General features: G+C 74.0%; 11 protein-coding genes, 1 pseudogene and 1 riboswitch. Of the genes and pseudogenes, 10 read left to right on the top strand and 2 right to left on the bottom strand.

Translation table 11 applies throughout. The features are described 5' to 3' along the window. The first annotated feature begins 148 nt into the window (after nucleotides 1-148). Both WCS02_RS13875 and WCS02_RS13880 read left to right on the top strand, forming a co-directional pair. Nucleotides 149-718 carry a dihydrofolate reductase family protein gene (locus tag WCS02_RS13875; protein ID WP_340294220.1) on the top strand — a complete coding sequence of 190 codons (570 nt, stop codon included), beginning with the start codon at nucleotides 149-151 and terminating at the stop codon, nucleotides 716-718. A gap of 88 nt (nucleotides 719-806) precedes the next feature. Further along, on the top strand, nucleotides 807-1,280 hold the full coding sequence (locus WCS02_RS13880) for a hypothetical protein (RefSeq protein WP_340294221.1): 474 nt from the start codon (nucleotides 807-809) through the stop codon (nucleotides 1,278-1,280). A gap of 27 nt (nucleotides 1,281-1,307) precedes the next feature. On the opposite strand, the pseudogene WCS02_RS13885 reads toward WCS02_RS13880, so the two are convergent. Beyond that, nucleotides 1,308-2,228: pseudogene (locus WCS02_RS13885) on the bottom strand (NAD-dependent epimerase/dehydratase family protein). Nucleotides 2,229-2,426: 198 nt separating this feature from the next. Between WCS02_RS13885 and WCS02_RS13890 the strand changes: the two are divergent. Then, nucleotides 2,427-2,840 carry an STAS domain-containing protein gene (locus tag WCS02_RS13890; RefSeq protein WP_340294223.1) on the top strand — a complete coding sequence of 138 codons (414 nt, stop codon included), beginning with the start codon at nucleotides 2,427-2,429 and terminating at the stop codon, nucleotides 2,838-2,840. A 24-nt stretch (nucleotides 2,841-2,864) separates the two neighbouring features. Here WCS02_RS13890 and WCS02_RS13895 read toward each other — a convergent pair whose 3' ends face one another. Next, entirely contained in the window at nucleotides 2,865-3,446 is a 582-nt protein-coding gene (locus WCS02_RS13895; protein WP_340294225.1) for a GNAT family N-acetyltransferase, read from the bottom strand. A 148-nt stretch (nucleotides 3,447-3,594) separates the two neighbouring features. Beyond that, a riboswitch (SAM riboswitch) is annotated at nucleotides 3,595-3,705 on the top strand. 47 nt (nucleotides 3,706-3,752) lie between these two features. Here WCS02_RS13895 and WCS02_RS21190 point away from each other — a divergent pair. The 7 genes from WCS02_RS21190 (at nucleotide 3,753) to WCS02_RS13925 (ending at nucleotide 9,305) form a co-directional block, all read left to right on the top strand. After that, nucleotides 3,753-3,854, top strand: coding sequence for a putative leader peptide (locus WCS02_RS21190; protein ID WP_376985442.1), 102 nt, complete (start codon nucleotides 3,753-3,755; stop codon nucleotides 3,852-3,854). 116 nt (nucleotides 3,855-3,970) lie between these two features. Then, nucleotides 3,971-4,921 carry a MetQ/NlpA family ABC transporter substrate-binding protein gene (locus tag WCS02_RS13900; protein ID WP_340294227.1) on the top strand — a complete coding sequence of 317 codons (951 nt, stop codon included), beginning with the start codon at nucleotides 3,971-3,973 and terminating at the stop codon, nucleotides 4,919-4,921. A 29-nt stretch (nucleotides 4,922-4,950) separates the two neighbouring features. Next, on the top strand, nucleotides 4,951-5,970 hold the full coding sequence (locus tag WCS02_RS13905) for a methionine ABC transporter ATP-binding protein (RefSeq protein WP_340294229.1): 1,020 nt from the start codon (nucleotides 4,951-4,953) through the stop codon (nucleotides 5,968-5,970). Continuing rightward, entirely contained in the window at nucleotides 5,964-6,632 is a 669-nt protein-coding gene (locus tag WCS02_RS13910) for a methionine ABC transporter permease (RefSeq protein WP_340294231.1), read from the top strand. The genes WCS02_RS13905 and WCS02_RS13910 overlap by 7 nt, the downstream gene beginning before the upstream one ends. Nucleotides 6,633-6,705: 73 nt before the next feature. Continuing rightward, nucleotides 6,706-7,911, top strand: a complete 1,206-nt coding sequence (locus WCS02_RS13915; RefSeq protein ID WP_340294233.1) for an aminotransferase-like domain-containing protein — start codon at nucleotides 6,706-6,708, stop codon at nucleotides 7,909-7,911. 133 nt (nucleotides 7,912-8,044) lie between these two features. Beyond that, nucleotides 8,045-8,749: a SipW-dependent-type signal peptide-containing protein gene (locus WCS02_RS13920; protein WP_340294235.1), complete on the top strand. Its 705-nt coding sequence runs from the start codon at nucleotides 8,045-8,047 to the stop codon at nucleotides 8,747-8,749. Nucleotides 8,750-8,759: 10 nt separating this feature from the next. Next, nucleotides 8,760-9,305, top strand: a complete 546-nt coding sequence (locus WCS02_RS13925; RefSeq protein WP_340294237.1) for a signal peptidase I — start codon at nucleotides 8,760-8,762, stop codon at nucleotides 9,303-9,305. The last annotated feature ends 25 nt before the right edge of the window (nucleotides 9,306-9,330 follow it).

The raw sequence follows: 9,330 nt of genomic DNA on the forward strand, positions 1-9,330 counted from the left end.
CGACGTCGCCCGGGCGCTGCGCACCGGCCGCGCCTGACCCCGCACGCCCGGGCCGGGCGGCCCGGCCCGGCCATGGCGGCACGCCGATGAGGACCGGCGCCCCGGGCAGTCCCGGTACGGTCCGGCAGGCGCGCACCAGGGAGACCAGATGAGACCGCTCCGCTACTCGATCAACGTCACGCTCGACGGCTGCTGCCACCACGAGGCGGGGCTCCCGCCGGACGAGGAGTCGATGCGCTTCTGGACGGCCGCGATGGAGGACGCCGGTGCGCTGCTGTACGGCCGCGTGACCTACCAGATGATGGAGTCGGCCTGGCGGAGGCCGTCGACGGGCACCTGGCCCGGATGGATGGACGAGCACGAGATCCCCTTCGCCGAGAGCATCGACCGCGCGAAGAAGTACGTCGTGTCCAGCACGCTCGACAGCGTCGACTGGAACGCCGAGCTGGTGCGCGGCGACCTGCGGCAGGAGGTCGAGCGGCTCAAGCAGGAGCCGGGCCCGGGCCTGTGGGTGGGCGGGGTGACGCTGCCGCTGGCGCTGGCCGACCTGGGACTCATCGACGAGTACGAGCTCGTCGTGCAGCCCGTCCTGGCCGGGCGCGGCCCGACGCTGCTCGCGGGCCTGCGCGAGCGGGTCCAGCTCGAGTTGGTGGACCGCCAGGAGTTCCGGTCCGGCGCGGTCGTCCAGCGGTACAGGCCGGTGAGGGCACCCTCCTGAGGGAGGACTGCCCTGCTCCCTGCGGTGCGGCAGACGGCGACGTGGGCCTGCCCCTACCGTGACCACGGTCGCGTCGGACGGGGGAGACATGGACACGGTGACCGTGCACGTCCTGGGGCTGCCCCTGGACCTGGCCGAGCGCGCCCAGGAGCACCACGACGGCCTGGCCCGCGAGATGACGCTGATCACCATGGGCCTGAGCCACGGTGCGCCCGGGAGCAGCGGGCTCCCGTCACGGTTCCTCGAGGTGGTCAGCAGCGTCACCACGGACGTCTCGGCATTCCGGGCGCTGCGGGAGCAGCGCATGGCCGAGGCCCGGGCGGCGGGGGAGGACTCGGTCGACATCGTCTACGAGGCACCGACCGCCATCACGGCCGCGGTCGAGCGCCTGCGGGGGCTGCAGACGGAGGTGGACGGCTACTGCCGCCAGGGCGGCTACCTGCTCACCCTCGAGACCCCGCCGGACGTGCTGGCCTACCGCACCTGGCTGTTCGACGAGCTCACCGGTCAGATCGCCGGCCGGCCGCCACGGAGGTGGGTCGGCACCGCCGCGACCGTCTGACGGTGGGCCGGCAGGAGCCTGCTGCGCTCAGGCCCCGCCCCGGGGGTCGGCTAGCACGTCGCGCCACGAGTGCTGCGGCTCGTAGCCGAGCAGGTCGCGGGCCTTGTCGATGCTGTAGAAGGTCTCGTCCCGGCCCAGCTCTCGCCGGACCTCCACGCCGCCGTAGAACCGGTCCAGGACCTCCTGCGTCGTCGCGGCCACGGACATGTCGGCGGCGCCGACGTTGAACACCTCGAAGCCCAGGCCGTCGGTCTCCAGGCACCGCATCGTGATCTGGCCGAGGTCGCGGGTGTCGATGTAGGCGAAGAGGTTGCGCCGCCGCAGCGACGGGGCCGCCAGGAAGGCCGGGAACATCTCCGCGTACTCGTCGGGCTCGATGACGTTGTTGATCCGCAGGCCGTAGACGTCGGTCCCGGTACGGGCCTGGAACGAGCGCGCCACCACCTCGCCGGCCACCTTGGACATCCCGTAGGAGTCCTCCGGGACCACCGGGTGCTCCTCGTCGACGGGCACGTAGACGGGCTTCCGCTCGCCGCGGGCGAAGCAGACGCCGTACGCCGTCTACGAGGAGGCGAAGACCACCTTGCGGATGCCGAGCCGGGTCGCGGCCTCGAGGACGTGGAACTGCCCGAGCACGTTGGTGGCGAAGGTGGTGGTGTCGGGGGCGGCGAGGACACGGGGGATCGCGGCGAAGTGGACGACGGCGTCGTAGGCGGACCCGCCGCGGGTCCTGCCGTCGTCCGGGTCCTCGAGGTCGGCCATCGAGGGGGTGCCGGCCATCGCGGAGAAGGTCTGGCCGGCGTCGGTGAGGTCGACGTGCAGGTCGGTGACGTCGGGGTGGTCCAGCGGGGTCAGGTCGGCGTTGGTGACCTGGTGGCCCTGCGAGGCGAGGTAGGGCGCCACGTGGTGCCCCGCCTTGCCGCTGCCGCCGGTGAAGAAGATGCGCATCGGGCGAGCCAACCACCGTGCCGGTGCCACGGCATGCCACGGAGCCGCGCTCGCGGTGCGTGCGGGGCCCGCCCGGCATCCCTCGACACGACCGGCGGGGTTACGGCGGCTGCGGACGGGTAGTGCATCCCGGAGGGTCCTCGCGGCACGTCAGCCCCGACGTGCGCCGACGGCGGCCCGACCGTCCAGGGGGGCCTGATGGCCGACGGCACGTCGATCGACGAGCTCATCAGCATCGTCAACCCCGACCCGGGAGACCTCTCGGTGCGCGTCCTCGGACCGCGTCCGGAGGGAGCGGGCGCCGGCCCCGGCTACGGCCCGGACGACCGCGTGAGCGTCCACGTCGAGGGTGACCTGGACCTTGCGACCGCCGGCCGGCTGCGGCACGCGCTGCACGACGTGGTGGGGCAGGGCGGACGGCGGCTCGACCTGCAGCTGGCCGGGGTGGGCTTCTGCGACGGGGCCGGCCTGCGGGCCCTGCTGTCCGGCGCCGGGGAGCTGCACGCGCTCGGCGGCACCCTCACCGTGCTCGACCCCTGCTGGTCGCTGCGCCGGCTGCTCGAGCTGTTCCAGCTCGACGAGACGCTCCGACCTGTGGGGACGGGGGTCTGAGGCGGCCCGGACGACCCGCCCGGGTCAGCCCGCCGGTGCCACCGTCCGCCGCATGACGGTCTTCCGCTTGCCGATGTGGCGCTCGAACGTGAACCCGGCCTTCTCGAACATCGCGCGCGTGCCGTTGTGGAGGAACGAGGACGACGTCTTCTTGTCGGGCACCAGCTCGTTCGGGAACGAGACCACCTCGCCGCCGCCGGCCTGCGCGATCAGCTCCAGCGCACCGTCGAGCGCCTCGCGGGCCACGCCCGAGCGCCGGTGGTCGCGGTCGACGAAGAAGCACGTGATGCGCCACGGTGCCGGACGGCTCTCGCCCGCGTCGTACTGCTTGCGGTGGTAGATGTTCGGCAGCTCGAGCGGGCTGCCGTACTCGCACCACGCGATCGCGGTGTCGCCGTCGAAGACCAGCGCCGCGTGGGCGACCCCCTCCTCGACGAGCCGGAGCTTGAACGTCGGCCCGTCGTGCTCCGCCTTGACCGTGCTCCCGGTGTCGCCGTGGAAGTACGAGCACCAGCAGCCGCCCCAGACCCCGTTGTGCTTCTGCGCCAGCGCCAGCCACGCCGGATAGGTCTCGGGCGTGAGCGGTCGGACGGCGTGCGCGGCCACGGGCGCCTCCTCGCGTCGGGTGCGGCCAGTCTGCCCACCGTCCCCGACGACGGACAAGGGCCGCCGAGGACCGCGCTGCCGCCGCGAGGGCGGAGGAGGCGCCGAGACGGTTGACACCTCATGCGCCGCCTCCCTAGGTTCGACCGCAGGTCAAGAGCTGCAGCGTCAAGGCCTGGCTCGCTGCACGGCAACCCTCCTCCGCGGTGGGGTGCCCCAGGTCGACGACCCGGCCGGACGGACTGTCCGGCAAACGCGGCTCGTGCCGAGCCCTGGTCCTGAGGACTTGCTGTGCACACGACATCCCGGGTGACCGCCCTCGCTGGGCTGGACGCCTTCTGCCGACGCCACATCGACCTGGTCCGGACGGCCAGCGCGATCTGTCGGCCCCGCGCGCACGCCTCCGTCTGACCCTGTCCCCCGCCGCCGACGGCCCGTCGGCCCCGCACGCGTGACCCGACCGCGTGCCGCACCCCCTCGTCCTCCCGACGGCGCGCCCTGCGCCGGACCCCTGAATGTGAGCAGCCGTGCCCGAGAACCCGTCCACCCTGACCGAGATCAGCGAGAGCTCCGCCCGTGCCCGTCGACGCCGCAGGCTGGGGCTGTCCGCGGCCGCCGTGGTCGCGGTCGGCGCGGTGGCCACGACCGTGCTCCTGCAGCGGCCGGACGCCGCCGCGGGCGGCGCGGGCGACGAGCTGGTCCCGCTGACCATCGGTGACACCGCGCAGAGCGACTTCCAGGACGCCATCGTGGAGGTGGGGCGCGAGAAGGGGCTGGACCTGGAGTTCGTCAACTTCGACGACCCGTACCTGCCGAACACCGCCCTGGTGAACGGCGAGGTCGACGCCAACTCCTTCCAGCACGTCGCCTGGCTCAGCCAGTTCAACCGCGAGAACGACGCCGACATCACCCCGCTGTTCTCCACCGTCATCTCCTCGTGGGGGCTGTTCTCCGAGGACTTCGCGGACGTCGACGACGTCCCCCAGGGCGCCCGCGTGGCCGTCCCGGACGACCCGTCGAACTTCTCCCGCGCGCTCTTCATCCTCGAGACGGCCGGTCTCATCGAGGTCGACGACGACGCCGGCGTCTTCCCCCAGGAGTCGGACATCACCGAGAACGACCGCGGCCTGGAGCTCGTGCGCATCGCGCACGAGTCCGTCCAGACCGCCTACTCCGACCCGACCGTCGCCGCCGTCGTCATCGCCACGGACGACTTCGACCCCTCGCTCGGCATCACCGGCGAGGACGCGCTGGCGCTGGAGGACTCCGCCGCGACCTCCTCCAGCCCGTACGCCATCGTCCTGGCCACCACCGCCGACCGGGTCGAGGACCCGGCGTGGGAGCTGCTGGAGGAGACCTACCGCGACGAGCGGGTCGTCGAGGCCCTGGAGGAGGAGAAGCGGGGCCAGGCGACCATCGTCGAGCTGCCGGTGGAGGACCTCCGCTCGACGCTCTCCGAGCTCACCGAGCAGGGCTGAGGGCCGGACGAGGCGGGACCCCGCAGAGCATGGTGGAGCGCATCCGCTTCGAGGGCGTGTCCAAGCAGTTCCCGGGCCGCGGCGGACCGACCGTCGCCCTGGCCGACGTCGACCTGTCGGTGCGGGCGGGGGAGGTCTACGGGCTGATCGGCCGCTCGGGCGCCGGCAAGTCGACGCTGCTGAGGACCGTCAACGGCCTGGAGCGCCCGACCTCGGGCCGGGTCCTCGTGGACGGGGTCGACGTCGCGCGCCTGGGAGGCGACGAGCTGCGGGAGGTCCGCCGGTCCATCGGCATGGTGTTCCAGCAGTTCAGCCTCTGGGGGTCCCGCACCGTCTACGGCAACATCGCGGTGCCGCTCAGGCTGGCGGGCTGGTCGCAGGCCCGCACCGACGCGCGGGTGGCCGAGCTCGTCGACTTCGTCGGCCTGCAGGGCAAGGCGTTCGCCCGCCCGCGCCACCTCTCCGGCGGGCAGAAGCAGCGGGTCGGCATCGCGCGTGCCATCGCGAACCAGCCCTCGATCCTGCTGGCCGACGAGGCCACGAGCGCGCTCGACCCGCAGACGACCACCGAGATCGTCGACCTGCTCCGCGCGGTCAACCGCGAGCTCGGCATCACGATCGTCGTGGTGACGCACGAGATGGACGTCGTCAGCCGGCTGGCCGACCGGGTGGCCGTGCTCAGCCAGGGGCGGGTCGTGGAGACCGGGGGCGTGCACGACGTGCTGTCCCGGCCGCGGCACCCGGAGAGCCTCGCCCTGGTCGCCTCGTTCACCAAGGCGGTGCCGACGGAGGAGGAGAAGGCCGAGCTCGGCCGGGAGGTCGTCGGTCGCCGCATCTCGGTCGTCGTCGACGAGCAGGTCGTGTCCGGGCCGCTGATCAGCCGGCTGGCGCGGGAGAACCAGGTCGACTTCACGGTCGTGCACGGCGGGGTCGCGAGGGTCGGGGGGCTGCCCTACGGCCAGCTCGGCCTCGCCGTGCACGGCGACGACCCGGACGTCGAGCGGTTCGTCGCGGCGCTGTCGGACCGGGCGGAGGTGCTCCCGTGGTGACGGCCTTCATCGACGTGGACGTGGTGGTCCCCAAGGTCGCCCAGGCCCTGGCGGAGACCCTGTTCATGGTGTCGGTGTCGTTCGTCCTGGCGACCGTCGTCGGCCTGCTGCTGGGGATCTTCCTGTACGCCACCCGGCAGGGTCAGCTGCTGCAGAGCCGGGTGGCCCACACGGCGCTCAACCTCGTCGTCAACGTGCTGCGCCCCATCCCGTTCATCGTCCTGCTCATCGCGCTCACCCCCGTCACCCGCGCCCTCATCGGCACGAGCATCGGCCCGTCTGCGGCGATCCTGCCGCTGACCATCGCCGCGTCCGTGGGCATCGCGCGGGTGGCGGAGACCAACCTCGTGGCCGTCGACCCCGGCGTGGTCGAGGCGGCGGAGGCCGTGGGGGCCCGACCGCTGCACATCCTGTTCGGCTTCGTCGCGCGCGAGGCCCTGGGACCGCTCCTGCTGTCGCTCACCTTCATCTTCGTCGCCCTCATCGACGCGACGGCCGTCGCGGGGGTCGTCGGCGGCGGCGGCCTGGGCAGCCTGGCCCTGACCTACGGCTACCAGCGGTTCGACTACGCGGTGATGGTCGTGATCATCGTCGTGCTGATCGTGCTGGTGCAGGTCGTCCAGCTGGGCGGCAACCGGCTCGCCCGCCGGTTCATCGACTGACGTCCCCCGCCCCAGGGCCCCCGCCCCAGACCCCCCACCTGCCCCGTCCAGGACCCACGCCCGAGGAGCCCCCATGACCACCACGCTGCAGCCCGCGCCGGGTGCGAGCACCCTGCTCGCCTCGCTTCCCGACCGCCAGGGGTTCGGCGACGCGTCACTGGTCCGGCACCGGCCGGGGAGCATCGACCTGGGCGGCGGCAACCCCGACACCGGTGTGCTGCCCACGGGCCTGTACCGCGACGCCGTGCGCGACCTCACCGACGACCCGGGGTTCGCGAGCACCCTGCGCTACGCGCCGGCCGCCGGGCTGGAGTCGCTCCGCTCGGTGGTCGCCGCGCGCGAGGGCGTCGACGCGTCCCGGGTGATCGTCACCTCCGGCGGCATCCACGGCCTCGCGCTGGCCGTGCTGGGGACGCTCGACCCGGGGGACACGGTCGTGGTGGACGACCCCGTGTTCCCGCTGTTCCTCCGGGTGCTCGACCTGGTGGGCGGGCTGGACGTGGTGCCGGTGCGGGTGGACGCCCAGGGGCTGGACGTGGAGCTGCTCGAGGAGGGGCTGCGCGACGGGCTGCGTCCCCGGGCGCTGTTCACCGTGCCGACCTTCCACAACCCGACCGGCGCGACGCTGACGGCCGGTCGCGCGCAGCGGCTGGTCGAGCTGGCCGAGACCTACGGGTTCACGGTCTTCCTCGACGACCCGTACCGGGACATCGCCTTCGCGCCGGACGCCGTCCCGGAGCGGCCCGGGGCGCAGGAGAGCGACCGGGTCATCTCGGTCCACACCTTCTCCAAGACGCTCGGCCCCGGGCTCCGGCTCGGCTGGAACGTGGTGCCGGAGGGGCTCGCGCCCGCGCACGTCAAGCTCCGCAACCGGCTCGACGGCCAGGCGAGCGGCTTCCTGCAGGAGGTCGTGCGCCGCGTCCTGGACCGGCCGGAGCACGACGAGCAGCTGCTCGTCGCCGCGGCGCACTACCGGGACAAGGCGGAGGCGCTGGTCGCGGCGCTCGGGGACACGCTGGGCGAGCAGCTGCAGGTCACGGCGCCGGCAGGCGGGTTCTTCGTCTGGGCACGCCCCGTCGACCTGTCGGTGGACCCGGGGCGGCTCTTCGACCTCGCGCAGGACGAGGGCGTCTTCGTCCAGCGGGGGGAGTGGTTCGCCGTCGACGACGACACCGCCGTGCGCGGCCACCTGCGGCTGTCGTTCAGCGAGAAGTCCGTGCCGGAGCTGCAGGAGGGGGTCGCGCGGCTGGGCCGCGCCTGGGTGCGCGCCCGGGGCTGACAGGCCACGGGTCGGACCCGGGGCTTCGGCAGACGCCCTGCGAAAGAGCGCTCAAGCGGCTTGTACCACGTGCCGATGGCTCGTGCGACGGCGGGCGAACAGCGCACCGCCGACCGGCTCGGGGGAGAACGGCATGGCTGAGGGACGGCACACCAGGACGGGTGCGCGGGCGCACCGACGGACGGCCGGCACCCCGGGGGTGCGCTGGGCGCGGGCCAGGGCGCTGCTCGCCGCCGGCGTGGTCGTCGGCGTGGGGAGCGCGGCCACGCTGGCCTCGTGGACCGACACCGAGTGGGTGTGGGGCGGGAACAGCTCCGGTGACGCTGTCGCGGCCAGCATCTTCGAGGTGCAGCAGAACCTGTGGGACGGCGCCGGCGGGGCCGCAGCGTTCGTCGACCGCGAGACCGCGGAGAGCGGCGGCGAACTGGACTTCTCGCTCGCGGCGGGCGCGCTGAGCCCCGGCGTCACCGTCTTCGCCCCCATGCAGCTGCGCACGGTGCCGGGGTCCGACGCCGCCACGCTGACGCTCGGCCCGGCCGCCCTGCGCACCGGTGACCCCGCCTTCTTCTCGGCCCTCACGTACGGCGTGCGGACCGGCGTCGCGAAGGGCGACTGCACCGCCGGCGGGTTCGCCACCGGCACGCCGCTCGTCGCGCAGGGCACGACCCTGACCACCGGCTCGGGGACCACGAGCCTCACGCTCGGTGCCGGGGGGCCCGGCACGCCCGGCCCCGCCGTCGACGTCTGCTTCGCCGTCACGCTCCCCGCGGGGGCCCCGGACGCCCTGCAGGGCAAGGGGGCGTCACCGCTCTGGTCGTTCCAGGCCATCAGCGGCTGAGCGCCGCCCCGTGGCCACCACCACCGTGGCACCCCCGGTCGTCGTGCACCTGCGACGGGCCCGGGAGGTGCTGCTCACCTCGCTCGCCGTCCTCGGCGCGCTCTGCCTGCTGCTCACCGCCGCCGGCGCCCTGACCGGCGCCTCGCTGGTCGTGTTCCGCACCGGCTCGATGTCGCCGACCATGCCGGTCGGCGCCGTCGCCGTCGTCCGCCCCGTCGCCGCCGCGGACGTCGCTCCCGGCGACGTCGTCACCGTGGTCCGGCCCGGCTCGCCGCTGCCCGTGACGCACCGGGTCGTCGCCACCGCGCCCCGGCCGGGGCACCCCGACGGTGCCGTCCTCACGCTGCGCGGCGACGCCAACGGCTCGGCCGACCCGCTGCCCTACGAGGTCGACGAGGTCCGCCTCGTCGTGCTCGCCGTGCCGCACGCCGGCGGGTGGCTGGAGGCCGTCCGCACACCGCGGACGATGCTGCTGGCCACCGTCCTCGCGGCGGCGGGGGTCGCCTGGTCGTCCTGGCCGCGGCGGGCCCCGGGCGGCCGCCGCCACCGCGCATGAACCGTCCCGCGGCCCCCGGGAGCCG

The organism is Aquipuribacter hungaricus, from assembly GCF_037860755.1.
GTDB classification, from domain to species: domain Bacteria; phylum Actinomycetota; class Actinomycetes; order Actinomycetales; family JBBAYJ01; genus Aquipuribacter; species Aquipuribacter hungaricus.

Coding starts and splice junctions, on each gene's coding strand:
- WCS02_RS13880 (WP_340294221.1), top strand. CDS start 807: ATGGACACGGTGACCGTGCACGTCCTGGGGCTGCCCCTGGACCTGGCC.
- WCS02_RS13875 (WP_340294220.1), top strand. CDS start 149: ATGAGACCGCTCCGCTACTCGATCAACGTCACGCTCGACGGCTGCTGC.
- WCS02_RS13890 (WP_340294223.1), top strand. CDS start 2,427: ATGGCCGACGGCACGTCGATCGACGAGCTCATCAGCATCGTCAACCCC.
- WCS02_RS13920 (WP_340294235.1), top strand. CDS start 8,045: ATGGCTGAGGGACGGCACACCAGGACGGGTGCGCGGGCGCACCGACGG.
- WCS02_RS13915 (WP_340294233.1), top strand. CDS start 6,706: ATGACCACCACGCTGCAGCCCGCGCCGGGTGCGAGCACCCTGCTCGCC.
- WCS02_RS13905 (WP_340294229.1), top strand. CDS start 4,951: ATGGTGGAGCGCATCCGCTTCGAGGGCGTGTCCAAGCAGTTCCCGGGC.